Source organism: Caproiciproducens puteiluti (assembly GCF_052442865.1).
Classification (GTDB): domain Bacteria; phylum Bacillota; class Clostridia; order Oscillospirales; family Acutalibacteraceae; genus Caproiciproducens.
The window spans coordinates 710,592-734,712 of record NZ_CP194790.1; the positions used below are offsets into that span (position 1 = coordinate 710,592).

General features: G+C 55.5%; 26 protein-coding genes. 24 read left to right on the forward strand and 2 right to left on the reverse strand.

Annotated elements, in window-relative coordinates:
- Positions 1 to 91: 91 nt before the first annotated feature.
- The 14 genes from ACRQU7_RS03490 (at position 92) to ACRQU7_RS03555 (ending at position 12,213) form a co-directional block, all read left to right on the forward strand.
- Entirely contained in the window at positions 92 to 319 is a 228-nt protein-coding gene (locus tag ACRQU7_RS03490) for a hypothetical protein (RefSeq protein ID WP_444643754.1), read from the forward strand.
- A 361-nt stretch (positions 320 to 680) separates the two neighbouring features.
- Positions 681 to 1,601, forward strand: coding sequence for an aspartate carbamoyltransferase (pyrB, locus tag ACRQU7_RS03495; RefSeq protein ID WP_038322553.1), 921 nt, complete (start codon positions 681 to 683; stop codon positions 1,599 to 1,601).
- Positions 1,594 to 2,037 carry an aspartate carbamoyltransferase regulatory subunit gene (locus ACRQU7_RS03500; protein WP_141827164.1) on the forward strand — a complete coding sequence of 148 codons (444 nt, stop codon included), beginning with the start codon at positions 1,594 to 1,596 and terminating at the stop codon, positions 2,035 to 2,037. Before pyrB ends, ACRQU7_RS03500 begins: the two co-directional genes overlap by 8 nt.
- A gap of 292 nt (positions 2,038 to 2,329) precedes the next feature.
- Positions 2,330 to 3,718, forward strand: coding sequence for an aspartate ammonia-lyase (locus tag ACRQU7_RS03505; RefSeq protein ID WP_444643757.1), 1,389 nt, complete (start codon positions 2,330 to 2,332; stop codon positions 3,716 to 3,718).
- Positions 3,719 to 3,843: 125 nt separating this feature from the next.
- Positions 3,844 to 4,590, forward strand: coding sequence for a copper homeostasis protein CutC (locus ACRQU7_RS03510; RefSeq protein ID WP_444643759.1), 747 nt, complete (start codon positions 3,844 to 3,846; stop codon positions 4,588 to 4,590).
- 56 nt (positions 4,591 to 4,646) lie between these two features.
- Positions 4,647 to 5,093 carry an Lrp/AsnC family transcriptional regulator gene (locus tag ACRQU7_RS03515; protein ID WP_038322883.1) on the forward strand — a complete coding sequence of 149 codons (447 nt, stop codon included), beginning with the start codon at positions 4,647 to 4,649 and terminating at the stop codon, positions 5,091 to 5,093.
- A 190-nt stretch (positions 5,094 to 5,283) separates the two neighbouring features.
- Positions 5,284 to 5,766 (forward strand): divergent PAP2 family protein, encoded by a 483-nt coding sequence (locus ACRQU7_RS03520; RefSeq protein WP_141827167.1) that lies wholly within the window; start codon positions 5,284 to 5,286, stop codon positions 5,764 to 5,766.
- Between the two features lie 75 nt (positions 5,767 to 5,841).
- A complete protein-coding gene (locus ACRQU7_RS03525; RefSeq protein ID WP_141827168.1) occupies positions 5,842 to 6,906 on the forward strand; it encodes an acyltransferase family protein in 1,065 nt (354 codons plus the stop codon).
- Between the two features lie 122 nt (positions 6,907 to 7,028).
- A complete protein-coding gene (locus tag ACRQU7_RS03530; RefSeq protein WP_141827169.1) occupies positions 7,029 to 7,508 on the forward strand; it encodes a DUF4489 domain-containing protein in 480 nt (159 codons plus the stop codon).
- A gap of 348 nt (positions 7,509 to 7,856) precedes the next feature.
- A complete protein-coding gene (locus tag ACRQU7_RS03535; protein ID WP_444643762.1) occupies positions 7,857 to 9,038 on the forward strand; it encodes an iron-containing alcohol dehydrogenase in 1,182 nt (393 codons plus the stop codon).
- A 40-nt stretch (positions 9,039 to 9,078) separates the two neighbouring features.
- Entirely contained in the window at positions 9,079 to 9,924 is an 846-nt protein-coding gene (locus tag ACRQU7_RS03540; protein WP_038322561.1) for a transketolase, read from the forward strand.
- Positions 9,925 to 10,869 carry a transketolase family protein gene (locus ACRQU7_RS03545; protein WP_444643765.1) on the forward strand — a complete coding sequence of 315 codons (945 nt, stop codon included), beginning with the start codon at positions 9,925 to 9,927 and terminating at the stop codon, positions 10,867 to 10,869. It begins immediately after the preceding gene.
- Between the two features lie 134 nt (positions 10,870 to 11,003).
- Positions 11,004 to 11,768 carry a threonine/serine exporter family protein gene (locus ACRQU7_RS03550; protein ID WP_141827173.1) on the forward strand — a complete coding sequence of 255 codons (765 nt, stop codon included), beginning with the start codon at positions 11,004 to 11,006 and terminating at the stop codon, positions 11,766 to 11,768.
- Positions 11,769 to 11,772: 4 nt separating this feature from the next.
- The gene (locus tag ACRQU7_RS03555) at positions 11,773 to 12,213 is read left to right on the forward strand and encodes a threonine/serine exporter family protein (protein WP_444643767.1); all 441 of its coding nucleotides are present in this window, start codon (positions 11,773 to 11,775) and stop codon (positions 12,211 to 12,213) included.
- A gap of 51 nt (positions 12,214 to 12,264) precedes the next feature.
- Here ACRQU7_RS03555 and ACRQU7_RS03560 read toward each other — a convergent pair whose 3' ends face one another.
- Together ACRQU7_RS03560 and pap are read right to left on the reverse strand one after the other, a co-directional pair.
- Positions 12,265 to 13,131 (reverse strand): GNAT family N-acetyltransferase, encoded by an 867-nt coding sequence (locus ACRQU7_RS03560; RefSeq protein WP_444643769.1) that lies wholly within the window; start codon positions 13,129 to 13,131, stop codon positions 12,265 to 12,267.
- A gap of 15 nt (positions 13,132 to 13,146) precedes the next feature.
- Positions 13,147 to 14,643, reverse strand: a complete 1,497-nt coding sequence (gene pap / locus ACRQU7_RS03565) for a polyphosphate:AMP phosphotransferase (protein WP_444643771.1) — start codon at positions 14,641 to 14,643, stop codon at positions 13,147 to 13,149.
- Between the two features lie 222 nt (positions 14,644 to 14,865).
- Here pap and ruvC point away from each other — a divergent pair, with 222 nt between their 5' ends.
- The 10 genes from ruvC (at position 14,866) to ACRQU7_RS03615 (ending at position 24,068) form a co-directional block, all read left to right on the forward strand.
- Positions 14,866 to 15,381 (forward strand): crossover junction endodeoxyribonuclease RuvC, encoded by a 516-nt coding sequence (gene ruvC / locus ACRQU7_RS03570; protein WP_038322884.1) that lies wholly within the window; start codon positions 14,866 to 14,868, stop codon positions 15,379 to 15,381.
- A gap of 21 nt (positions 15,382 to 15,402) precedes the next feature.
- Entirely contained in the window at positions 15,403 to 16,005 is a 603-nt protein-coding gene (gene ruvA / locus ACRQU7_RS03575) for a Holliday junction branch migration protein RuvA (RefSeq protein ID WP_444643773.1), read from the forward strand.
- Positions 16,006 to 16,107: 102 nt separating this feature from the next.
- Positions 16,108 to 17,121 carry a Holliday junction branch migration DNA helicase RuvB gene (gene ruvB, locus ACRQU7_RS03580; RefSeq protein ID WP_042081451.1) on the forward strand — a complete coding sequence of 338 codons (1,014 nt, stop codon included), beginning with the start codon at positions 16,108 to 16,110 and terminating at the stop codon, positions 17,119 to 17,121.
- Between the two features lie 34 nt (positions 17,122 to 17,155).
- A complete protein-coding gene (gene glmM, locus ACRQU7_RS03585; RefSeq protein ID WP_038322571.1) occupies positions 17,156 to 18,505 on the forward strand; it encodes a phosphoglucosamine mutase in 1,350 nt (449 codons plus the stop codon).
- A 111-nt stretch (positions 18,506 to 18,616) separates the two neighbouring features.
- The gene (locus ACRQU7_RS03590; RefSeq protein WP_444643776.1) at positions 18,617 to 19,480 is read left to right on the forward strand and encodes a class I SAM-dependent methyltransferase; all 864 of its coding nucleotides are present in this window, start codon (positions 18,617 to 18,619) and stop codon (positions 19,478 to 19,480) included.
- Positions 19,477 to 20,379, forward strand: a complete 903-nt coding sequence (locus ACRQU7_RS03595; protein ID WP_042081452.1) for an energy-coupling factor transporter ATPase — start codon at positions 19,477 to 19,479, stop codon at positions 20,377 to 20,379. The genes ACRQU7_RS03590 and ACRQU7_RS03595 overlap by 4 nt, the downstream gene beginning before the upstream one ends.
- Entirely contained in the window at positions 20,366 to 21,232 is an 867-nt protein-coding gene (locus ACRQU7_RS03600) for an energy-coupling factor transporter ATPase (protein ID WP_141827178.1), read from the forward strand. Before ACRQU7_RS03595 ends, ACRQU7_RS03600 begins: the two co-directional genes overlap by 14 nt.
- On the forward strand, positions 21,225 to 22,040 hold the full coding sequence (locus tag ACRQU7_RS03605) for an energy-coupling factor transporter transmembrane component T (RefSeq protein WP_038322576.1): 816 nt from the start codon (positions 21,225 to 21,227) through the stop codon (positions 22,038 to 22,040). Before ACRQU7_RS03600 ends, ACRQU7_RS03605 begins: the two co-directional genes overlap by 8 nt.
- Positions 22,041 to 22,078: 38 nt before the next feature.
- Positions 22,079 to 22,828, forward strand: a complete 750-nt coding sequence (truA, locus tag ACRQU7_RS03610) for a tRNA pseudouridine(38-40) synthase TruA (protein WP_444643779.1) — start codon at positions 22,079 to 22,081, stop codon at positions 22,826 to 22,828.
- 1 nt (position 22,829) lies between these two features.
- Positions 22,830 to 24,068 (forward strand): DUF5711 family protein, encoded by a 1,239-nt coding sequence (locus ACRQU7_RS03615; RefSeq protein ID WP_444643781.1) that lies wholly within the window; start codon positions 22,830 to 22,832, stop codon positions 24,066 to 24,068.
- The last annotated feature ends 53 nt before the right edge of the window (positions 24,069 to 24,121 follow it).

Sequence of the window (24,121 nt, forward strand, 5' to 3'; positions counted from 1 at the left end):
TAAAAAACCGTTCAGTGGACAAAATACTTTCGGAAGTCAATATTTTTCCGACTTTCCATTAAAAAGTTCAATAAAACAGGAGATGCAAAAAATGTATAACGATAATAAAGAAATACAGGACGCCAAAAAGGCAAATCAAAAAGCGAAGCAGGGCAGTACGTCTGGCTATTCCAATTCGATTGATCCTCTTCAGGAAGCCAGACAGCTGAATTCGCAGTCTGCCAATTCCGGTTCCGGCTCCAGCTCCGGCAACTCCGGAACAAGCGGCACGGAAGAAGCAAAACAGCTGAATCAGAAATCAAGGAAAAACAAAAAGTAATTTCCGTCCATTCCAGCTTTTAAAAGTCACGCGGGGTGTTTTTTGACGCCGTGCGTGACTTTATTTTATTCGATTACCGCTCGTTTGTCCAGAAAATCAGCCGGAAAATGCCCTGTTTCTGCAAAATATTCCGCCGGGATGGAGCGGAACAATTTCGGCTTTCCGCCGATTGGATACATTTTATAACAAATTGATTCCTAAAAGAGCTATGTTTATGGATTGTCTCTATAGACAGGGGCAAAACGGTAGTGTATACTAACAAATAAAATTTATCCGTATGCTTCGTCAGGCACACTTTGAATCCGCTTCAAGGTGTGCTTCTTTTGGGAAATCCGGGTAAATTGGAAGCATGGAGGTATTTATGAGACATTTGATCGACCCTCTGGATCTATCGGTCGCGGAAATCGGCCGGCTTTTGGATTTGGCGGACAGAATCGCTGAAAATCCTAAAAAATATTCTCAGGTCTGTTCGGGAAAAAAATTAGCCACTTTATTTTATGAGCCTAGTACACGCACCCGGTTAAGCTTTGAAGCTGCAATGCTTAATATGGGGGGCAGTGTATTAGGCTTTTCTTCTGCGGACAGCAGCTCCGCCTCGAAAGGCGAAAGCGTGGCCGACACCATCCGTGCGGTATCCTGTTATGCCGATATCTGTGCGATCCGCCACCCAAAGGAAGGCGCCCCGTTAAGGGCTTCCGGCTATTCCAGAATCCCGGTCATCAACGCGGGCGACGGCGGACATCAGCATCCGACGCAGACGCTGACCGATTTAATGACGATCCGGGAGAAAAAACACAGATTGAATCATTTAACAATTGGACTGTGCGGCGATTTAAAATTTGGCCGTACGGTTCATTCTTTAATTAAGGCGCTTTCCAGATACGAGGATATCCGCTTTATCCTGATTTCCCCCGAAGAGCTCCGGGTGCCGGATTACATCATCGACAATGTCCTTAAGGCGCAGAATATCCCGTACCGGGAAGTGGAAAATATAGAAAACGTGATTTCCGGGCTCGACATTCTCTATATGACAAGGGTACAGAAGGAGCGCTTTTTCAACGAAGAGGATTACATTCGGTTAAAGGACAGCTATATTCTGACTGCGGCAAAAATGAAAAACGCGAAGCCGGACATGGCCGTTCTGCATCCGCTGCCGCGCGTGAATGAAATTGCGCTGGAGGTGGACGACGACCCGCGGGCCGCGTATTTCGATCAGGTTCAAAACGGGGTGTATGTGAGGATGGCGCTGATGATGACGCTTCTGGAGGTGGAACATGCTTAACATTGACAGCCTGGAAAAAGGGATCGTTCTGGACCACATCCGCGCGGGCAGCAGCATGAAAATCTATGATCTGCTGCACCTGGCCAATCTGGACTGCTGTGTCGCCGTGATTAAAAATGCAAAGAGCAGCAAGTTCGGAAAGAAGGATATTATCAAAATTGAGGGTACGGTCGACATCGACCTGGATGTTTTGGGCTACATCGACCATAACATTACCGTCAACATCATTGACAACGGAAAAATTATAGAAAAGAAGCAGCTGGTGCTTCCCAAAATCCTTAGAAATGTGATCAAATGCAAAAATCCAAGGTGCATCACAAGCGTGGAAGAAGAAATCGACCATGTTTTCCGCCTCACCGACGGCAACACCCAGCGGTACCGGTGCATTTACTGCGAGCAGGAATATCAGGACAAATCGGAGGGTACGGCAGGATAATCCGGCCGTGCTTTTGCACCGCAGGTTCAGAACAGTTTGTTTTGGACCTGCTTTTCATTCATAAGGGAATCCGGCTGACAAACTTGTTAAATAAACTCGCGGACCGCTAATTTGACATTTAATTTTCCTTTTGCTTTTCCCGGTTTACTCAATGTCCTCACGGTGCTATTCTCATACAAGACCTACAGCAATTCTATTTCTGTTTGCGGAACGCAACCTTGGTGCATAACCAACTGGAAATGCTGTAAAGAATACAGATCATAATGCAATAGGGAAGCAGGAGGAAATCAGGATGGACACAAGAGTGGAAAGCGATTCCATAGGCAGCATGGAAATCCCTTCGGACGCCTATTACGGCGTACAGACCCTGCGCGCAAAACAGAATTTCCATATTACCGGACTTCGGATGAACGGCGAATTCATCAACAGTCTGGCGGAAATAAAGAAAGCGGCGGCGGTCACCAACCGCGACGCGGGAAACCTGGACCGAAAAATCGCGGAAGCGATCGTCTGCGCATGCGATGAAATCCTCGCGGGGAAATGGCACGATCAGTTTATCGTGGACCCGATTCAGGGCGGCGCGGGTACGTCGGCCAATATGAACGCCAACGAGGTCATCGCCAACCGGTCCATCGAGCTGCTGCACGGGGTCAAGGGAGACTATTCGCTGGTTCATCCCAACGACCATGTCAACATGTCCCAGTCGACAAACGACGTATTTCCCACAGCGGCAAAGCTGACGGTGCTGAAGCTGATACCGAAAATTACGGCCGAACTGGACAGACTGAGTAAAGTGCTGAACAGAAAGGGAGTCGAGTTCGACGGCATTGTCAAAATGGGACGCACACAGCTGCAGGACGCGGTTCCCATCCGTCTTGGCCAGTCTTTTCACGCGTACGCGTCGGTGGTGGACCGCGACATCAGGCGGCTGGAAAAAGCGGAAAAGGAAATGCAGGCCGTCAATATGGGCGGTACGGCGGTCGGGACCGCCATCAATGTCAGCCCCGGCTACCTGAAAAGCATTACGGAAAATATCCGCAGACTGAGCGGGATCAAGGTGGAGCAGGCGCACGACCTCATCGACGCCACCCAGAACCTGGACGGGTTTGTCTCGGTCTCCAACGCCCTGAAAACCTGCGCCGTCAACCTTTCCAAAATGGCGAACGACCTGCGCTTGCTTTCCAGCGGGCCGAAGGCGGGGATCGCGGAGATCAACCTGCCCGCCAAACAGAACGGTTCTTCCATTATGCCGGGAAAGGTCAATCCGGTCATCCCCGAGGTGGTGACTCAGGTGGCGTTCAATATTATCGGGAACGACATGGCTATCACCATGGCCGCCGAGGCCGGGCAGATGGAGCTGAACGCGTTCGAGCCCGTTTTGTTCTACAACCTGTTCGAGTCGCTCACGACTCTGGAAAACGCGGTCGGCACCTTTGTTGACAACTGTGTTTCGGGGATCACCGCCAATGAAAACCGCTGCAGGGAGCTGCTGGGGCAGAGCGTAGGGATCGCGACGGCGCTTTGTCCGTATATCGGCTACAAAAAGTCCGCGGAAATCGCCAAGCAGGCGCTGCGAACCGGCAGGCAGGTGGAGGAGATCGCGCTCGAGGACGGACTTCTCACAAAGCAGAGTCTGGACAGCATCCTCAATCCGAACACGATGACCCAGCCCAGAATGTAAAGCGATTCACCTTGCCCAGTACGGAAATTCTTTTTAAGAATGGCGGGAAAAGGTTGACGCGGTATCCGCCCGGGGTTAGAATGAGAAAAGAAATTTCGTATCATAAAATGGATGGAGGACCCGGAATGAAGGATTACATTTTAGAGGGGTGCGTCGATTCGGTGGAATCCGCCGTGGCCGCGCAGGCGGGCGGCGCGAACCGCCTGGAGCTGTGCGCCAACCTGATTATCGGCGGCACCACGCCGGACATTAATTTGTTTCTTGCGGTGCGGGAAAAGGTTTCCATTAAAATCAATGTGCTGATCCGGCCGCGCTTCGGCGATTTTTGTTATACGGACGACGAATTCGGCATTATCAAGAAGGATGTTGAATTGTTCCGGAAGCACGGAGCGGACGGCGTCGTCATCGGGGTGCTGAAAGCGGACGGCAGCCTCGACCTTCCAAAGATGAAAGAGCTGATGGAGGCCGCGGGGGACATGAGCGTCACGCTGCACCGCGCGTTCGACGTCAGCAAGGACCCGTTCCAGACACTGCAGGACGCGAAGGACCTTCACATCGGTACGATCCTGACTTCCGGCCAGAAGAATACCTGCTATGAGGGCCGGCAGCTGCTCGCGCAGCTGGTGGAAAAGGCAGCCGGGGAGATCGATATTCTGGTCGGCAGCGGGGTGAACAGCGCGCAGCTTTCGGAAATGGCCGCCGTGACCAAGGCAAAGTCGTTCCATCTTTCCGGTAAGGTCAATGTGGAGAGCGCAATGACCTATCGCAAGGAGGACGTCAGCATGGGCCTGCCGCTGATGAGCGAATTCATCATCTACCGCACGGATGCGGGCGAAATCGCAAAGGTGAGGGATATTTTACAGAGCCTGTAGGGCGGCCGGATTCAAGCCGGCGCACCTGTGTTTCTGCTGTGGGGGGACGTGGAATGTTGGACAAAATTGACAGAAAACTTATTATGCTCTTGCAGTCCAATGCAAGGATGTCGGTGAAGCGGCTGGCGCAGGAGGTCTTTCTGTCCGCCCCGGCGGTGTCGGCCCGGCTGGAACGGCTGGAAAAGCTCGGCGTGGTCGAGGGCTATACGGCTACGGTCGATTATGTGAAGCTCGGCTATCACATCCTTGCGTTTATCAATCTGGAGGTGGCTCCGAGCGAAAAGCCCGTCTTTTATCCGTTTATCCGGCAATGTCCCAACGTGATCGAATGCAACTGCATTACAGGAAATTATTCCATGTTGATAAAAGTCGCGTTTCCCAGTACCATTGAACTGGATACCTTTATCGGCCAGATTCAGCAGTTCGGGCATACGCAGACGCAGATCGTTTTTTCCACCCCGGTTCCTCACAGGGGGATTGCCCCGGCGGACCCGGTGGAGTAAATCGGATCAATTCATACGGCAGCAGGGAGCATCCCGCGGCAGTGTCCGCCGGATGTTCTTTTTTGTGAAAAGCTTTTGCTTTATAATGCGGTAGATGGTATAATTAAATAATCACTGTAAAGAGCAGAAATATCCTGCGCCGGGAGCGGCGTTCCGGATATACGAATATTTTGAAAGACGGGGATTTCAGATGGTATTAAGGTTCTTGACCTATAATTATTTAATTATGATCGGCATTGTATCGTGGATGCTGGCGCAGTTGATCAAATCGATTATTTTTCTTTGCAGAAACAAACGGCTCGACTTTAAAACGCTTTCCGGCTCCGGCGGAATGCCGAGCGCCCATTCCGCGCTGGTATGTTCCGTTGCCGTCGGCACGGCGCACGAATACGGATTTGGCTCCCCGTACTTTTCCCTTGCCTTTACCCTTGCCGTGATCGTCATGTATGACGCCATGGGGGTCCGGCGCGCGGCGGGACAGCAGGCGAAGGCCATCAATGACATTGCGGAATATCTGAAAGAAAACAAATGCAATCTGCCGGACGGGGGGAAATACCTCAAGGATACCGCCAGTCAGCTGAATGAATCGCTCGGCCATACTCCGCTGGAGGTTTTTGCGGGCGTTGTTCTGGGCATCTGCGTCGCCGTGGTTTCGATCATCTGGCTGCGCTAGCATCTGCAGGACTGTAAAAAACGAGAGGGTGCCGTATTGAGTCAAGTCTCAGGGAATACAAGAAAAAATCGGAATATGAGCATTGAGCTGCTGCGGATTCTGTTAATGCTGATGATCGTGACCCTGCATTATCTGGGGCACGGGGGCATGCTGGACGCGGTTCCCCCGGGCGGCGGAAGATATGTTTTCGTCTGGACACTGGAAACATTCTCTTACATAGGCGTGAACGGCTTTGTCCTCATCAGCGGCTATTATCTTGCCGGTTCGGATTTTAAGATCAAAAAGCTGATCGCTTTGCTGGTACAGATCGTTTCCACGTCGGCCGCCATCTACCTGATTTTTGTGGCCATGGGGCTGGCGCCCCTTACGAAGGGGCATCTGTTCGGCGCCTTCTTCCCCGTCATTACGGGAAAATACTGGTTTGCAACCAGCTACGTCGCGCTTTACTGCCTGGTTCCTTTTCTGAATATGGTGGTAAAAACGGCGACAAAACAGCAGATGCAGATCCTGGTGGTTCTGCTGAGCGCCATGTTCTGCTCGTGGAACGCCTTTTTTCCGCCGCTTACCATTATGAGCACCAACGGCGGCTATCATGTGGTATGGATGGTGTGCCTGTACTTCTTCGCGGCATATCTGCGGCTATACTGGGACCGCCGGATCAGCCCATATTGGTATCTTGCGGGGGCCGTTCTGTGCTGTGTGTTTGTCGCGTGGAAAAAATGTACGGGCAGCGACGCTTTTCTGTCCTACGTTTCCGTACCGATTACGCTTGCCTCCATTTTTCTGTTCCTTTTCTTCCGGGGGGTTACGATCGAAAACCGGGCTGTGGGCAGGGTGATTTCTTTTGTGTCGCCGCTTACGTTCGGGGTCTATCTGATCAGCGACAACATCTGGGTGCGCGGCGTCCTTTACACCGGAATCCTGCACACCTCTCTCTATTTTGATTCGGCGAAAATTCTTTATATCATTCCGGCCTCTGTTCTGGCGATTTTTGCGGCAAGCATGCTGCTGGAGCGGGTGCGGGCGCTTTTCCTGCGGCCGTTTACAGGGAGCGCGGCTTTTCAGAGGCTGTGCGACTGGGTCGCGGGGCTGAAATTCCTGCGGGGCTACGCCTCCGGCCAGGGCGGTCGCGCCGCCTGAGCGGGGCGGGGGAAAACGGGTGTTCCCTGCAAAAATGTATGCCCGGGAATGTACATACTGCCTGAAAGTAGCATAGTATAAAGCGGAGAACGTTCCCCAAAACTATATGTTAGGTGGATTATATGTATAACTTTCAGAGTGGCGCTTGTAGTTCCTGGAATTCCTGTTCCGCAGAAAGAAGACAAGTTGCCTTAAACGCATCAAGCGGAGGGGTCGGCCCACTGCCGATTATCACCACATTATTTGCCGAGCCGCTTAACGTGGTGTCCACCACCATAGATACAAGCGGCATGGGTCCTACAAACAATCTGCTGCATTTCAGCAGCATTATCAATTTGCCTCTCGGAATTTCCGTAACGCTGAACTTCCAGATCCGCCGTTCCGGCAGGGATGGTTCTATTGGCGTAGGCTCCACGTACACCTTCTCGACGATTGTCGATATTCTTGAGGCGGAGTCCTTCAGCTTCCAGTTCCTGGATGAAGCGGTGGAGCCCGGATTCTACACCTATTCTGTTGAACTGTCGACGAATTCTATTATTGATGTAACGCCGGGTGCGACGGTTGGCAACGCGGTACTCAGCGTCCTTGCGGTAGCGGATTAACTTTCAGCCGGTTTTGCGGTTGACCGCGCTCAGCCGTGTAACAGCGGTCGGAAGGACCGGCCGTCCACGGTGCTGCCGGAAACGTATCGCGGCGGAAAGTAAGGTCAAGTGGAAATACTAAACAGTAAAACAGCCGCCCTTTAAACGAAAGTTTACGGGGTGACTGTTTTTTATTTTCACACGGCTCCGTGCCTGTCCGCTGCCGGAAAACCGCGCCGTTCCGGCAGGAAAAGCATTTGACAGAACGGGGAAATCGTGTAAAATATAGGATAGATCAAAATGGGTAAGTAACGCTGAAAACGCGTTTGGCATTACTTCCTTTTTAAATTGCTGAGAAAGGATGAAGCAATGAAAAATTTTACTTTCTATTCTCCTACCGAAGTAATTTTCGGCAAAGATGCCGAGCTGCAGGCCGCTGATGAAATCAAAAAGCACGGCGGCACGCGCGTCCTTGTTGTTTACGGCGGAAACAGTGTGGTAAAAAGCGGCCTTTTGGAGCGCGTGGAGAAAACGCTGGAAGAAGGGGGCCTTCCGTTCCTTTCCGTCGGAGGGGTTGTTCCGAATCCCCGCCTCTCTTTTGCCAGGGACGGTGTCGGGAAGGCGAAGGAGTTCGGCGCGGATTTTATTTTGGGTATCGGCGGCGGCAGCGTGATCGATACGGCAAAGGCGATCGCCCACGGCGCTGCGAATCCGGACACCGATCTCTGGCTTTTCTGGACAAAACAGTCCGTGGTTACCAAAAGCAGTCCCGTCGGCGCGATCCTGACCATTTCCGCGGCGGGGAGCGAAACCAGCGACTCGGCGGTGCTTACCAATGGGGAGACGGGGGAAAAGCGCGGATTGAATACGCCGTTCAACCGGCCGAAATTCGCCATTATGAATCCGGAGCTGACTTATACGCTTCCGCCCTTCCAGCTTTCCTGCGGAATTGTGGATATCATGATGCATACGATGGACCGTTATTTTACGCTGACGGAGGGAAACGAGCTTACGGATGAGATTGCGGAAGCCCTTCTGCGCGTAGTGATCAAAAACGGGACCGCCGCGAAGGAGAATCCCCGCGACTACGGCGCGATGAGCGAACTGATGTGGTGCGGCAGCCTTTCCCACAACGGATTGACCGGCCTTGGCGCGGTGATTGATTTTGCCCCGCATCAGCTTGGGCATGAGCTGAGCGGGAAATTCGACGTGGCGCACGGCGCCAGCCTTTCCGCGATCTGGGGCTCCTGGGCAAGATACTGCTATCGGACAAAGCCGGAGCGCTTTGTGCGTTTTGCGGAAAAGGTATGGGGAATCCATGGGAACAGCGCTGAAGAATCGGCCAACGCGGCGATTGACAGAACCGTCGCCTTCTTTGCCTCGCTGCAGATGCCCACCTGCTTTACGGAGCTTGGAATCGGCGTGCAGAGCGACGAGGCTCTGGGACAGCTGGCGGACAGCTGTGTGTTCTTTGGCAAGCGTAAGGTCGGAGGGTTCAGGGTTCTGGACCGCGACGACGTTTTCCAGATTTACAAAATGGCAAACTGCTGAATCGGGTTACTTGGCGAGACTACCTAAGGGAGGAATATATATGAACAAAACGGAAAAAAATCAATTGCAGAAACTGGCGTGCAAAGTGAGAATGGGAGCGATCGAGGGCGTATACAACGCGAAATCGGGGCATCCGGGCGGAAGCCTTTCGGCGGCCGACCTTTTCACCTACCTGTATTTTAAGGAGATGAAAATCGACCCCAAAAATCCAAAGGAGGAAAACAGGGACCGCTTTGTGCTTTCCAAGGGACACTGCGCGCCCGGCCTCTATGCGACCCTTGCCCTGAGGGGCTATTTCCCGATGGAGGAAATGAAGAAGCTGCGCCATATCGGCTCCATGCTTCAGGGACATCCGGATATGAAGGGAACCCCCGGTGTCGATATGAGCACCGGATCGCTCGGGCAGGGCGTTTCCGCCGCCTGCGGCATGGCCGCCGCCGGGAAAATGGATCATAAGGACTACCGCGTGTACTCCATTCTGGGAGACGGCGAAATCGAAGAGGGCCAGGTTTGGGAAGCGGCCATGTTTGCGGCCCACCACAAGCTGGACAACCTCTGCCTGATTGTGGACAACAACGGACTGCAGATCGACGGTTCCGTCGCCGAGGTTGGCGGACCGGAGCCGATCGATGAAAAATTCCGTTCCTTCGGCTTTGACGTCCAGGTCATCAACGGACACGATTTTGACGAAATAGAAGCCGCGTTCAACCACGCAAAGACTGTGAAAGACAGGCCGAGCGCGATTATTGCCAAGACGGTCAAGGGAAAAGACGTGTCCTTTATGGAAAATCAGGTGGGCTGGCACGGTACCGCCCCGAACGCGGAACAGTATGAAACGGCAATGCAGGACCTGAACAGGGTACTGTCCGGATTGGAGGCGGAATAAATGGCTGAGATGGTAAAAAAGGCAACAAGAGAAAGCTACGGCGAAGCGTTGGCGGAGCTGTCTGAAGAATATCCGCAGGTGGTCGTGCTTGACGCCGACCTTGCCGCGGCGACCAAGACCGGCGTGTTCAAAAAAGTCTGTCCGGACCGCTTTATCGACTGCGGAATTTCGGAGTGCAACATGGTGGGCGTGGCCGCGGGCCTCGCGGCCTGCGGGAAAATCCCGTTCGCCACTTCCTTTGCCATGTTTTCGGCGGGCCGCGCTTTTGAGCAGGTGCGCAATTCCGTCGGTTATCCGAAGCTGAACGTCAAAATCGTCGGTTCGCACGCGGGCATTTCCGTCGGTGAGGACGGCGCGACCCATCAATGCAACGAGGATATTGCGCTGATGCGCACGATCCCCGGTATGGTCGTGCTCAATCCGGCCGATCATTATGAAATGAAGGCCGCCATCAAAGCGGCAATCGAGCATCACGGCCCGGTCTATATCCGTCTCGGCAGGCTGGCGGTGGAGAGCTTCAACAACGCCGACGACTATCGGTTTGAGCTGGGCAAGGGCGTCACCCTGCGCGACGGCAGGGATATCACCATCGTGGCCACCGGACTGATGGTTTCCCGTGCGCTGAAAGCGGTAAAGACGCTGGAGGAACAGGGCATTGACGCAAGGCTTATCAATATCCATACGATTAAGCCGCTTGACCGCGAGCTGATCATCAAGGCCGCGAAGGAAACCGGCAAAATCATCACCGTCGAGGAACACAACGTCATCGGCGGATTGGGCGACGCGGTGTGCGGCGCTGTCTGCGAAGCGTTCCCCGTTCCGGTGATCAAGGTCGGCGTGAACGACGTCTACGGCCATTCCGGCCCGGCGGTCGACCTGCTGGACGAGTTCGGCCTGAACGCCGACCATATTGTCGAGGTGACAAAAAAAGCGCTTCAGAAATAACACGAAGTCAGATTATCAATGTGCGAGGGCGGCCGGAATTTCCGGCCGCCCTTTGTTCATATTGTTTGGTCCCCGAAAATATGATAGAATACAATCGGTTTCAAATGGGAAGATATTTTCAAAGGGTGTTGTGAATGAATTATGATGATCTGATTACGCTTACCGCCGACGTGGGCTGCCTTCTGCTGGCAAACGGCGCCGAAATTTACCGTGTGGAGGAATCCATGCAGCGTATTTTCCGCGCTTACGGGGTCAATACGGGTGAAATTTTCGCCATCCCCACCTGTATCAATGTGACCATCACCACGCCGGCGGGCAAGCCGGTTACCCTGATCCGGCGTATCCCCGTGCGGGGAACCAATCTTGACAAGGTGGAAAGGGGAAACGACCTCTGCCGCCGGATCTGCCGCGACCGTCCGGATTTTAAAGCGGTGCGCCGCGAGCTGGATCAGATCGAGCACCGCCCGGTTTACGGGCTGCTGTTTCAGGTTCTCGCGTTTGCGATGGTTGCGTTTTTCTTTACGCTGTTTTACGGCGGGGATTTTACCGACGCGTACTGGGCTATGCTCTGCGGCGCGGTCATTAAAATCGTGTGCCATCATATGAACCGTTTTCATGCCAACCCCTTTTTCGTCAATATCGTCGCCAGCTTTGCGGCTGCGGCGCTCGCAATGCTTGCGGCGCAGTTCAATTTCGCGCTGGATACGGATAAGGTCATCATCGGCGCGCTGATGAACCTTGTCCCCGGAATCGCCATTACCAGCTTTATGCGCGACCTGATCGCCGGGGACCTGATGGCGGGGCTGATCCGCTTTACAGAAAGCATGCTGGTCGCCACCGCGATCGCCATCGGGGCGGGCATTGCGCTCACGATGACGCGTATGATATGGGGGGTATAGCATCATGAATTTTTTACCGTGCCTTTGGGCGTTCTGCGCCTGCGTTCCCTTCGGGGCCGTGATGAACCTGCGAGGGAAAACCCTGATTTTCGCGTCGATCGGCGGCGGGATCGGCTGGGTTTTCTATCTGCTGAGCAGCCCCGTCCACAGCGATATTATGCAGTATTTTATCGCGACGATCGCCATTTCCATCTACGCGGAGATGATGGCGAGGATTCTCAAAATGCCGGTGACGGGTTTTCTGCTCGTCGCGCTTCTTCCCATGGTTCCGGGGGGCGGCATTTATTATACTATGGAATACTGCGTTATCGGGAACAACGCCATGTTTATTGAAACCGGGCTGCACACGATGGGTATTGCCGGCGCGCTGGCAATGGGAATCCTGCTGGTTTCCTCCATTGTCAGGCTGTGGACGACGGTGGTAACGCAAAATAAAAGGGCTTAAAATACGGCGCGGCGGGATGTTGGTCCATTCATCCCGCCGCGTCCGGTTTTCTTATTTTAATGGGAGCGTCAGCAGATCATAATCATACTGCGTTTCCGTATCAAATCCGCTTGTTATGTACAGCCGGCAGGCGGCGCGGTTGGTGCTGGCGACCTCCAGCGTAATTTTTCCGTCCCGCCGCATCAGCCGTTCCAGCAGCAGGCTCAGCGTTTCGCGCCCGTAGCCTTTGCCTTGGTATTTCGGTACGATGCCGAGTCCGAAAATGGAACTGTTTCCGTTTTCCGTGCTGACGTTGCACAACCCGATCGGTTCGTTTCCCCAAAAAGCGGAATAAACGTTCATAGTGGGGTGTTCCAGCGCTTTTTTCAAAATGGACGCGGATTCCTCCGGGCTGTCCCCGAAAAGCTCGGAGTCCAGCGCGGCCAGCCGGGGGATGTCCGCTTCATGGGGAGTCTCCAGCCGAAGAGTACCGGCCGGTCTGCGGAATTTGGCGCGGTCAAACGCCAGTAAATATTCCGAATGGGAAGGGACGGCCGCAAGCGTTTCCAATACGCGCTTTGCGTCCGCGCCGCGGGGCTCGTGTACGAAAAGCACCCGGTGAATTCCCTGCTTGGAAAGTGTTTGTGCGGCCTTTTGAAACAGCAGAGTGAAAGCGCCCCTTTGCCGAAATTCGGGCAGCGTGTACGCCGAAATCTCCGCTTCCCCCTCCAATATCATAAAGAGGGACAGGAAAGCAATGAGCCGGTCTCCCTCGTACGACAGATAAAAGCAGTCGGCGCGCGGGTCAAGGTTGAGTTCGCCGGACAGGAATACGGGGCGTTTCAGCCCCTCGTGCTCCTGACAGATTGTTTCCAGCTCCCGTACCTTTTGGATTTGCTCTTCGGTCAGTACATTGGTCTGTATGCAGTTTATTTCCATCACACCTTTCTCTTTTTATTCGAACCGTTCCCGTATCGCGTCGGTGATGATTTCCAGCGCCTGGATGCGCCCGTATTTTTTATCCTGGGATTCAATGATGTGCCACGGGGCGAACTCCGTCGAGGTGTACTGCAGCATGTCGTTGACGGCGGTTTCGTATTCCTCCCATTTGGAGCGGTTGCGCCAGTCCTCGTCCGTGATTTTCCACTGCTTGGACGGCGTGTTCTGCCGGTCCTGAAAGCGTTTCAGCTGTTCGTCCCTGTCGATCTGCAGCCAGAATTTGACGATCACCGCGCCCCAGTCGTGAAGCTGGTCCTCAAACTCGTTGATTTCACGGTACGCCCTTTGCCAGTCCTCCGCCGTACAGAAGCCTTCGATCCGCTCCACCATGACGCGCCCGTACCAGGAGCGGTCAAACACCGCGATGTGTCCGTCCTTGGGCAGGTTTTTCCAGAAACGCCACAGGTAGTGGCGGGCGGACTCCTCCCGGCTCGGCGCCGCAATGGGGACCACCTCGTAGCCCCTCGGGTCGAGCGCCTGCGCAAGGCGGCGGATGTTCCCGCCCTTTCCGGCGGCGTCCCATCCCTCGTAGACGATGACGACGGGTACTTTTTTCCGGTACAGCTTTCCGTGCAGCGCGCTCAGCTCGTCCTGAAGCTCGCGCAGGCGGGGCTTGTACCTTTTTTCATCCAGCGTTTTGTCAAGGGGGATTTCCGCGAGCTTCGGCATCGGCAGCAGCGGAAAATTCCCCGGCTCGACGGCCGGATTTTCGGTGGGAGCGGTCAGCGCAGCTTTTGGTTGGGGTTTCAGGGCGGCGTTGATGCAGTCGACCACCACGGTGCGGAAAATTTCCAGCTCCGCGGCGGTTTTATCCATACAGGAGACGACATGCCACGGCGCATTTTCCGTGGAGGTGTATTCCAGCATCTCGTCAAACACCTGATAATAATCCTCGTACCGGCGGTTGCGTTTCCAGTCGGTTTCCGTCACACGCCATGCCGTATTTTTGGAGCTTTCCAGCTGTTCAAACCGCTTTTTCTGCTCTTTTTTGCTGATATGGAGAAAAAATTTAATGATCAGATATCCGCTGTCCGTCAGCTGGCGCTCAAAGGTCCTGATATCGTCCATACGGCGCAGATTTTCCGCGTCGCCGACGCTGTCCTCCAGCTTTGCGACCGAAACGTCCCGGTACCAGCTCCGGTCAAGCACGGAAATTTTGCCCTGCTCGGGAATGTTCAGCCAGTGCCGCCACAAAAGCGGTTCCCGCTTTTCCCGTTCCGACGGTTCCGTAACGGAGTGCACCTTAAATCCGCGGGGATCGAAATTCAGAATCAGGCTGGAAATCAGGCTGCCTTTTCCGGCCGCGCCCCAGCCTTCGAAAAGAATGATGACCGGCAGCTTGTTCTGCTTGATCGGCTGCTGCAGGGCGGCCAGCGCCGCTTTCAGTTCCTTTGCCCGCTGTTTGCCGTCTTTTTCGGATATTTCCGTTTTCCTGTCTGCTTTTTCCAGCATAGGGACACCTCCTGCCTTTCTACTGATTATATACTAAAATTCATCAAAAACAAATATAACTTTGACGAAAATACCGATAAACACTCGCCCGGAAAGTGCCCGGCTGCTCTTCACTATTGAGTACGTATGTGGTATAATAAAACGGATATTATGGGTTGCCCCGGCAATGGCGCAGTATACGCCGGCGGCACGAAAACCGGCGGAACAGGGGGCGCGGAAAGCATGATCATACTCGGAATAGACCCCGGATACGCCATTGTGGGCTACGGAGTCATCCGCGCGGACCGCGGCAGGTTCCAGCCGCTGGAGCACGGCGCGGTCGTCACGAAGGCGGGAGAGGATTTTAACCGCCGCCTGGAAATCATTTACGATTCGCTGGAAAAGGTAATTGCTCACTGGAAGCCCGAAGCCGTGGCCATCGAAAAGCTGTATTTTCAAAACAATCAGAAAACGGCCATAGGTGTGGCGGAGGCCAGGGGCGTCATCCTTCTTGCGGCACAGAAGGCAAAGATCGAGATTTTTGAGTATACGCCGCTGCAGGTGAAAATGGCGGTCACCGGCTACGGGCAGGCAATGAAGCCGCAGGTGATGGAAATGACCAGACGGCTGCTCTGCCTGAAAGAGGTGCCGAAGCCGGACGATACCGCGGACGCGCTTGCCATGGCCATCTGTCACGGGCAGGCGGCGGGTTCCGTTTTCCGCCGGCGGATGCTGACCCGTTCGGACTGTTTCAAATAAAGGAAAAACAGGAGCAGGAAAATGTTCTACAGTTTAAAGGGAAAGTTAATACATATGGAGCCGGGGCTCGCGGTGGTGGAGTGCGGCGGAGTCGGCTTCAAGTGCCTGACGACGCTCAGTACCCAGCGTACACTGCCCGCCCTTGGGGAGCAGGCGACGCTGTACACGCATCTGAACGTGCGCGAGGACGCGCTGGACCTTTTCGGCTTTGCGACCCTGGGCGAGCTGAACTGCTTTAAAATGCTCACGGGCGTCAGCGGAGTCGGCCCGAAGGTCGGCCTTGCGATTCTTTCCGAGCTTGCCCCGGAACAGGTCGCCATGGCGGTCGCTACCGGGGACAGCAAGACCCTTACCCGCGCGAGCGGGGTGGGCGCGAAGCTCGCGCAGCGCATCACGCTGGAGCTGAAAGACAAGGTAAAGGGAATGCAGACCGGCGGGGCGGCGTTTGCCCCCGCGGGAATTGTTTCCGCCTCGTCCAACGCGGCCGCGGCGGTCAACGCGCTGACAGTGCTCGGCTATTCGCCCACGGACGCCGCGGCGGTGGTCGGACGCTTTGACAGCGCCCTGCCGGTGGAGGAGCTCATCCGCCAGTCGCTCAAAGCGATGGGCGGCGGAATGAAATAAAAAATAAGTGAATAAATAAGGGAATCCCCGAAATGCAGAAGGAGGGAGAACCGGAAGTTGAATTACGAAGACAATACAAACGACTATGATTTTGAAAACCGTATGGTAGCCCCGGAGTACGCGCCGGAGGACGCCGAAGTGGAAAATCCGCTCCGGCCGAAGGTGCTTTCGGAATATATTGGACAGGATAAGGTAAAAGAGAATCTTTCCGTCTTTATTGAAGCGGCAAAGCAGCGCAAGGAGTCGCTGGACCACGTTCTGCTTTACGGCCCGCCGGGGCTCGGCAAAACGACGCTCGCCGGAATCATCGCGAACGAGCTGAATGTCAGCCTGCGCATCACGTCCGGTCCCGCGATCGAGAAGCCGGGCGATCTGGCGGCGCTGCTGACCAACCTGAACCCGGGCGATGTTTTGTTCATCGACGAGGTGCACCGTCTTTCCCGCAGCGTGGAGGAAATCCTGTACCCCGCCATGGAGGATTACGCGTTGGATATCATTACGGGCAAGGGCCAGATGGCGGCTTCCTATCATCTGCCGCTGCCGAAATTCACGCTGGTCGGGGCGACCACCCGCGCCGGGCAGCTTTCCGCGCCTTTGCGCGACCGGTTCGGCGTCGTGCTCCGGCTGGAGATGTATTCTCCGCAGGAGCTTGCCCGGATCGTGACGCGCAGCGCAAAAATACTGGAAATTCCGATCGAGGCGGACGGCGCGCTGGAAATCGCTTCGCGCTCGCGCGGCACGCCGCGAATTGCCAACCGGCTTTTGAAGCGTGTGCGCGATTTCGCGCAGATCATCAGCGACGGCGTAATTACCTTTCATTCGGCGAAGGTCGGCCTTGACCGGCTGGAAATCGACGAAATCGGGCTGGATGCGAACGACCGGCGGATGCTGAGCACGCTGATCCGCTTTTACAACGGCGGGCCGGTCGGGCTGGAAACGCTGGCCGCCGCTATCGGCGAAGAAGCCGTGACCATTGAGGATATCTATGAACCCTATCTGATGCAGATCGGCTTTTTAAGCCGCACCCCCCGCGGGCGCTGCGCCACTCACGCGGCGTATCTGCACCTTGGCCTGACCCCGCCGGGGCAGGAGGACAGTCAGCAGAAACTGTTCTGAAATCAACAATAAAACATATTAGGAGTTGCTTATAATGGGAAGACTTTTTGGTACGGACGGTGTCAGAGGAATCGCGAACAGCGAACTGACCTGTGAAATGGCTATGAATATCGGCCGCGCCGCGGCGATGGTGCTCACGGACGGCAACCACAGGCACCCGAAAATCCTGATCGGAAAGGATACCCGCCTTTCCTCCGATATGCTGGAAAACGCTCTGACTGCGGGTCTTTGCTCCGTCGGGGCCAACGTGGTGCAGCTCGGCGTCATCCCGACCCCGGCGGTCGCGTTTCTGGTCGGAAAATACAAGGCGGACGCGGGCGTAATGCTGACCGCCAGCCATAATCCCTGTGAATTCAACGGGATCAAAATTTTCAGCGGCGACGGCTACAAGCTGCCGGACGCGCTGGAGGAGCAGATCGAGGCGATCGTGCTCGACCACGCGCAGAAGCCGGACTGCCCGGTCGGCGGAAATGTGGGGAGCGTTTCCCGCGCGGAAAACGCGGCGCGCGACTACATTGACCATATCAAGAGTACGGTTCCCTTTTCGCTCGACGGTATGCGCATCGGTATCGACTGCGCGAACGGAGCGGCAAGCCGCACGGCGGAAAAGCTGTTTACCGAGCTGGGCGCGGAATGCCACATGCTGGCGGACCGCCCGGACGGGGTCAATGTCAATGAGAACTGCGGCTCCACCCATATGGAGAGCCTGATGTCCTTCGTCAAGGAAAACCGGCTTGACGCCGGCGTTGCCTTTGACGGCGACGCGGACCGCTGTCTTGCGGTTGACGACAAGGGACAGCTGGTGGACGGCGATTTTCTGATGGCCATCTGCGCCGCGGATCTGAAAAGCCGCGGAAAGCTCGGCAAAAACACCGCGGTCGGAACCATTATGACCAACATGGGCTTTAACCGTTTCTGCGACGACAACGGCATCAAATTCGCCGCCACCAAGGTCGGCGACCGCTATGTGCTGGAAGAAATGCTGCTGGAGGGCTATAACTTCGGCGGCGAGCAGAGCGGGCATATTATTTTCCTCGACTTTGCCACCACCGGCGACGGCGAAATGACGGCCGCGCAGCTGCTGAGTATCGTCCACCGCAGAGGGGCGAAGCTTTCCAGCCTTGCCACCCTGATGACGCGCTATCCGCAGATCATCGTCAATGTGGAGGTCAGCGCGGAAGGCAAGCTGCGTTTCTACACCGACGACAAGGTAAAGGACGCTATCGAAAAGGCGAAGCAGAAGCTGGGGGACAGCGGGCGCATCATTGTCCGGCCTTCCGGCACGGAGCCGCTGCTCCGCGTCATGATCGAGGGGGAGGACCCCGAATATATCAGCGTGCTGGCCAATTCCGTGGCCGATACCGTGCGCGACAGGCTGGCGTGAAAGCCGGATCAACGGGCTTCGCATAAAAAATGAATTTACTCAGACGTTTCCCCGGGCCGCGAAACAGAGCGGCCCGGCAGGGAATGCTGTAAGATAAGAGTAGGGAACAAATTGAGAACTGCAAACTGGAAGGATTACGAACTGCTGGATACGTCTGCGGGGGAAAGGCTGGAGCGCTGGGGCGACATCGTCCTTATCCGGCCCGACCCGCAGATCATCTGGAATACGCCGAAGGAGCATCCCCTGTGGAATTCGGCCCACGCGCGCTATCTGCGTTCCTCCACCGGGGGCGGAAACTGGCAGGAGCTGAAAAAAGTGCCGCCCATGTGGAAAATCAGCTATGGGGAACTGACCTTTCAGCTGAAAACCATGGGCTTCAAGCACACGGGCATTTTTCCGGAGCAGGCCGTGAACTGGGACTTTGCAATGGGAAAAATCGCGGAGGCGAACCGGCCGCTGAAGGTGCTGAACCTGTTCGGCTATACCGGCGCGGCGACGCTGGCCTGCCTGAAAGCGGGCGCGCAGGTCTGCCACGTGGACGCGTCGAAGGGCATGGTCGCCTGGGCAAAGGAAAACGCCGCCGCGTCCGGGCTGGAGTCCCGACCGGTCCGCTGGCTGGTGGACGACTGCGTGAAATTTGTACAGCGGGAGCAGCGCCGGGGCAACACCTACGACGGCATTATTATGGACCCTCCGTCTTACGGGCGCGGTCCGGGCGGCGAGGTGTGGAAGCTGGAGGAACAGCTTTATCCGCTGGTGGAAATGTGTGTGCCGATTCTTTCGGAGCATCCGCTGTTCTTTATCCTGAATTCTTATACGACGGGGCTGTCCCCGGCGGTGATGGAATATCTTCTGGGCGTGCTGATTCAGAAAAAATTCGGCGGCCGCGTTTCTTCCGACGAAATCGGACTGCCGGTGACCGGGAGCGGGCTGGTGCTGCCCTGCGGCAGCACCGCGATATGGGAAAGTATATGAACGATAAACAGGTAGGTACAAAAATGGATTATATCAAAGCGGACAACATCTCCTTCAGCTATGACGAGCCGGAAATCGAAGAACAGCACGAGGTCCTGAAGGGCGTGTCGCTCGGTATCCGCAAAGGCGAATTTGTAGCCCTTCTGGGCCATAACGGTTCCGGAAAATCCACCATCGCCAAAACCTTCAACGCCATGCTGCTGCCCAGTGGCGGCAAGGTGTATGTGGACAATATGGATACGATGGACGAGAGCGTGCTCTATGAAATCCGCCGCCGCGTCGGCCTGGTGCTGCAAAACCCGGACAACCAGCTTGTCGCGAGCATTGTTGAGGAGGACGTGGCGTTCGGCCCGGAAAACCTGGGCGTGCCGCCCGCTGACATCCGCAGGAGGGTGGACGACGCGCTGAAGGCGGTGGAAATGTACGACTACCGTCTGAACGCTCCGTACAAGCTTTCCGGCGGGCAGAAGCAGCGCATCGCCATTGCGGGCATTATCGCAATGCAGCCGGACTGCATTGTGCTGGACGAGCCCACCGCGATGCTCGACCCCCGCGGGCGCACCGAGGTTCTCAATACCATTCATAAGCTGAATGAGGAACAGGGGATCACCATCGTCCTGATTACGCATTATATGGACGAGGCCGTACAGGCCGACCGTGTGATCGTTATGGACAGCGGCAACATTCTGACCGAAGGGACTCCGCAGCAGGTCTTTTCCCAGGTGGAGCTGCTCAAGAAGCATCAGCTGGACGTGCCGCAGGCTACCGAACTGATTTATCGTCTGAAAGCGGGCGGGTTTGACCTGCCGGACTGCGCGCTGACCATTGAGGAATGTGTCGCGGCGCTTGAGCCGCTTTTAAATAAAGCATCTTTAGGAGAGACGTATGCCGATCATTGAGACAAAGAATTTGACCTATACCTACGGGGAGGGAACCCCGTTTCGCAAGACGGCGGTGGACGACGCGAACATTTCCATCGAACCCGGCGAATTTATCGGGGTCATCGGGCACACCGGCTCCGGAAAATCCACCTTTATCCAGCAGCTCAACGGCCTGCTGCGCCCCACTTCCGGCACCGTGCTGCTCAACGGGAAGGATATCTGGGCGGAGCCGAAAAAAATCCGCTCCGTGCGCTTTCAGGTCGGTATGGTCTTTCAGTATCCGGAGCATCAGCTTTTTGAGGAAACCGTCTTAAAGGATATTGCGTTCGGTCCGGGCAACATGGGGCTCGGTCAGGATGAAATCCTCAAGCGCGCACGCTGGGCCGCGGATTTTGTGGGCCTGAGCGAGGAGCTGCTTGAAAAAAGTCCGTTTGAGCTCTCGGGCGGGGAAAAACGGCGCGCCGCCATCGCGGGCGTCATTGCCATGGACCCGGAGGTGCTGATTCTGGACGAGCCTACGGCGGGACTTGATCCCCGCGGGCGCGACGTGCTTTTAAGCCAGATCGTCAGCTACCACGAGGTCAGGCATAACACGATTTTGCTGGTTTCCCACAGCATGGAGGACATCGCCCGTACCGCGGACCGTGTTCTGGTGATGAATTCCGGCAAGGTCGCCATGTTCGAAGAAACGGAAAAGGTGTTCGCGCGCGACACGGAGCTGGAAACAATGGGCCTGCGCGTGCCGCAGATTACGAAAATCATGGCTGTTTTAAAAGCAAAGGGCTACCCTGTTTCCACCGTCCTGACGATTGAACAGGCGCTGCGGCAGCTGATGCCGCTCTTGGAAAGGGGGAGCAGGAAGCATGGTTAGAGATATTACGCTTGGGCAGTATTTTCCCGGAAAGTCCTTTATTCACCGCCTTGACCCGCGCGTGAAAATCGTCATTACCTTCGTCTATATCGTTTTTATTTTTGTAGCCTCCAACTTTGAGGGCCTGCTCACCATGTCGGCTCTAATTCTGGGGGTGCTGCTCCTGTCGGGCGTTCCGCTGAAACAGTATTTTAAAAGCCTGAAGGCCATTTTGTTCGTGGTGATCTTCACTTCCGTGCTGAACCTGTTTTACGGCGGCGGCCGGGTCCTGTGGAGCTGGGGCTTTGTTCAGATTACTTCCGGCGGCGTATCCAATGCCGTTTTTATTACTATCCGCATTGTCAGCCTGATTCTTTTCAGCTCTGTTCTGACCTTTACCACCTCCCCCACGGAGCTGACCGACGCGCTGGAACGGATTATGAAGCCCTTGAAGCTGTTCCACGTCAAGGTACATGAGATCGCCATGATGATGACGATCGCGCTCCGGTTTGTGCCGACGCTTCTGGAAGAGACCGATAAAATCATGAGCGCGCAGAAGGCGCGCGGAGCCGATATGGAAAGCGGCGGCCTGATGCAGAGAATCCGGGGGCTGATTCCCGTACTGATTCCGCTGTTTGTCTCCTCCTTCCGGCGGGCTTACGACCTTGCTATGGCGATGGAGTGCCGCTGCTACCACGGAGGGGAAGGCCGCACGAAAATGAAGGTTCTGCATGTGTCCGGCCTGGACGCGGTCGCGGCCGCGCTGACGCTCGTTGTCTGCGCCGCGGTGATTTTCTGCGGGATCTATTTCCCGGCGTCCCTGCACTGAGAAAGAAAACGAACTGCTTAATAGAAAGGAGCGGCACAATGAGAAATCTTCTGCTGACCATTTGTTACGACGGCTCTCAGTACCACGGCTGGCAGATTCAGCAGAACGCCGTTTCCGTACAGCAGGTTTTTCAGGAAGCGCTTTTCCGGGTGATTGGGGAAAGGCCGGACATCAAGGGCTGCAGCCGCACGGATTCGTTTGTACACGCCCGCCGATACTGCATCAGCCTGAAAACGGAGCATGCCATTCCCTGCGAGCGTCTGGTCGGCGCGCTGAACCATTTTCTGCCGGAGGACATCGCGGTGCTGGGCTGCCGGGAGGTATCCCCCGATTTTCACGCGCGCTATTCCTGCAAGGGCAAGGAATATATCTATCAGATCTGGAACCATCCGGTCCGGAACCCCTTTCTGAACCGCCGCGCGCTGCACTACTGGTACAGCCTGGACGAAGTCCGCCTGAACGAAGCCGCCGGTTTTTTTGCGGGCACGCATGACTTCACCTCGTTCTGCACAATGGATGCGCGCGAACGAGGCAATATGACGCGTACCGTCACCAAAGCGGAGGTGCAAAGAGAGGGCGACCTCGTCACCTTTACCGTGGCGGCGGACGGTTTTTTATATAATATGGTGCGGATTATGGTCGGTACGCTTCTGCGTGTGGCGCAGGGCAAGCTGGAGCCGCGGGATGTGGAACGGATTCTTGAAGCAAAGGACCGCAACGCGGCCGGGCCCACCGCGCCGCCTTACGGACTGTTTTTAAACCGTGTTTTTTATGAGGATGTGAAATGACATGAGCGACAGGGGGCAGCGGTTCGACACAACCGAAATAGACACAGCCAAATACCAGCAAAAGATGGAAAAGCGCAGGAAAAAGCGCCGTGAACGGCGGGAAAGCCGCGTCCCGCGCTGGGTGTATAAAATTATTCTGATCCTGATTCTTTGCGTGTTTTCCATGCTGATCTGGTTCAACCGCTATAATCTGACCCCGTCAAACGTACTGGAATGGGTGCAGAACAGTGTAGTCGGCATGGGAATCGGCGACGGCTTTCCGTCCAAGATTGCGGGGAGTTCCATTTCAAAGGGCAACTTCCAATCGATGAATAAAGAGGCGGTCGTCGTCAGCGATACCGCGCTGACGGTGCTGAATTCCACGGCAAAGGCCGTCGTCAGCCGCCAGCACAGCTTTTCCCGGCCTGTTATGAAGATCAGCGGCAGCCGGATCCTGATCTATAATCTCGGGGGAAAGGGCTATCGGGTGGAAAGCCAGAGCAAAACGCTCGTGAAAGAGGACGGACAGCAGAACATCCTCGCCGGGGCGCTGGCGGTAAACGGCCGTTACGCGCTGATTACGCAGGCGGACGGCTACCTGGGATGCCTGACGGCTTACGCCGCGGACGGCAAGGTCCTGTTCCACTACTGGTTTTCCGATTACTACCCCACCGCCGTCGCGCTGAGCGCGGACGGCACAAAGGCGGCGGTCGCCGCGGTGAGCGCGAAGGACGGGGCGATGACCTCCGCCGTATACCTGCTCGATTTCGGCAACAGCAAGCCGGTGGAGCCGTTCGCGGTCTATCCGGAGAATATGCTGCTGGATATTTCCTACAGCGGCAGCGGCACGGTGACGGCGGTCGGGGACCGTCTGACAGCGGTAATCGGCGCCGGCGGAAAAACAAAAACAAATTTTGATTATCAGGGACTGCATCTGTCAGCATATAGTATGGATAGCGGAAAGACCGCTTTGGGACTGACGCCTTACGGAAGCGCCGGAAACGGCAAGCTGGTTGTGCTGGACGACACCGGCAGCGCCGCGGCCTCCGTTCCGTTTGCACAGCCGGTCGAATCCCTTTCGCTTTACGCGGACGCAATGGCCGTCCTTTCACAGGGCCAGGTACACTTTTATTCCGCCACGGCGGGTACTCTGACCGGAACCTGCGACGCAGGGAGCGACGCCAGGGCAATTGCCCTTCATGACGAGACCTCCGCCTATATTCTGGGTGTTTCGGAGATTCGTCTGGCTAACAGCAAATGAGTCCCCTTGTAGTTGACGGCATTTTGTGTTATATTAAATTTCATATGAAAAAC

Excerpts from the sequence above, each read along its gene's own strand:
- ACRQU7_RS03490 (WP_444643754.1), top strand. The coding sequence starts at position 92 with ATGTATAACGATAATAAAGAAATACAGGACGCCAAAAAGGCAAATCAA.
- pyrB (WP_038322553.1), top strand. The coding sequence starts at position 681 with ATGAGACATTTGATCGACCCTCTGGATCTATCGGTCGCGGAAATCGGC.
- ACRQU7_RS03500 (WP_141827164.1), top strand. The coding sequence starts at position 1,594 with ATGCTTAACATTGACAGCCTGGAAAAAGGGATCGTTCTGGACCACATC.
- ACRQU7_RS03505 (WP_444643757.1), top strand. The coding sequence starts at position 2,330 with ATGGACACAAGAGTGGAAAGCGATTCCATAGGCAGCATGGAAATCCCT.
- ACRQU7_RS03510 (WP_444643759.1), top strand. The coding sequence starts at position 3,844 with ATGAAGGATTACATTTTAGAGGGGTGCGTCGATTCGGTGGAATCCGCC.
- ACRQU7_RS03520 (WP_141827167.1), top strand. The coding sequence starts at position 5,284 with ATGGTATTAAGGTTCTTGACCTATAATTATTTAATTATGATCGGCATT.
- ACRQU7_RS03525 (WP_141827168.1), top strand. The coding sequence starts at position 5,842 with ATGAGCATTGAGCTGCTGCGGATTCTGTTAATGCTGATGATCGTGACC.
- ACRQU7_RS03530 (WP_141827169.1), top strand. The coding sequence starts at position 7,029 with ATGTATAACTTTCAGAGTGGCGCTTGTAGTTCCTGGAATTCCTGTTCC.
- ACRQU7_RS03535 (WP_444643762.1), top strand. The coding sequence starts at position 7,857 with ATGAAAAATTTTACTTTCTATTCTCCTACCGAAGTAATTTTCGGCAAA.
- ACRQU7_RS03540 (WP_038322561.1), top strand. The coding sequence starts at position 9,079 with ATGAACAAAACGGAAAAAAATCAATTGCAGAAACTGGCGTGCAAAGTG.
- ACRQU7_RS03545 (WP_444643765.1), top strand. The coding sequence starts at position 9,925 with ATGGCTGAGATGGTAAAAAAGGCAACAAGAGAAAGCTACGGCGAAGCG.
- ACRQU7_RS03550 (WP_141827173.1), top strand. The coding sequence starts at position 11,004 with ATGAATTATGATGATCTGATTACGCTTACCGCCGACGTGGGCTGCCTT.
- ACRQU7_RS03555 (WP_444643767.1), top strand. The coding sequence starts at position 11,773 with ATGAATTTTTTACCGTGCCTTTGGGCGTTCTGCGCCTGCGTTCCCTTC.
- ACRQU7_RS03560 (WP_444643769.1), bottom strand. The coding sequence starts at position 13,131 with ATGGAAATAAACTGCATACAGACCAATGTACTGACCGAAGAGCAAATC.
- pap (WP_444643771.1), bottom strand. The coding sequence starts at position 14,643 with ATGCTGGAAAAAGCAGACAGGAAAACGGAAATATCCGAAAAAGACGGC.
- ruvC (WP_038322884.1), top strand. The coding sequence starts at position 14,866 with ATGATCATACTCGGAATAGACCCCGGATACGCCATTGTGGGCTACGGA.
- ruvA (WP_444643773.1), top strand. The coding sequence starts at position 15,403 with ATGTTCTACAGTTTAAAGGGAAAGTTAATACATATGGAGCCGGGGCTC.
- ruvB (WP_042081451.1), top strand. The coding sequence starts at position 16,108 with ATGGTAGCCCCGGAGTACGCGCCGGAGGACGCCGAAGTGGAAAATCCG.
- glmM (WP_038322571.1), top strand. The coding sequence starts at position 17,156 with ATGGGAAGACTTTTTGGTACGGACGGTGTCAGAGGAATCGCGAACAGC.
- ACRQU7_RS03595 (WP_042081452.1), top strand. The coding sequence starts at position 19,477 with ATGAACGATAAACAGGTAGGTACAAAAATGGATTATATCAAAGCGGAC.
- ACRQU7_RS03600 (WP_141827178.1), top strand. The coding sequence starts at position 20,366 with ATGCCGATCATTGAGACAAAGAATTTGACCTATACCTACGGGGAGGGA.
- ACRQU7_RS03605 (WP_038322576.1), top strand. The coding sequence starts at position 21,225 with ATGGTTAGAGATATTACGCTTGGGCAGTATTTTCCCGGAAAGTCCTTT.
- truA (WP_444643779.1), top strand. The coding sequence starts at position 22,079 with ATGAGAAATCTTCTGCTGACCATTTGTTACGACGGCTCTCAGTACCAC.
- ACRQU7_RS03615 (WP_444643781.1), top strand. The coding sequence starts at position 22,830 with ATGAGCGACAGGGGGCAGCGGTTCGACACAACCGAAATAGACACAGCC.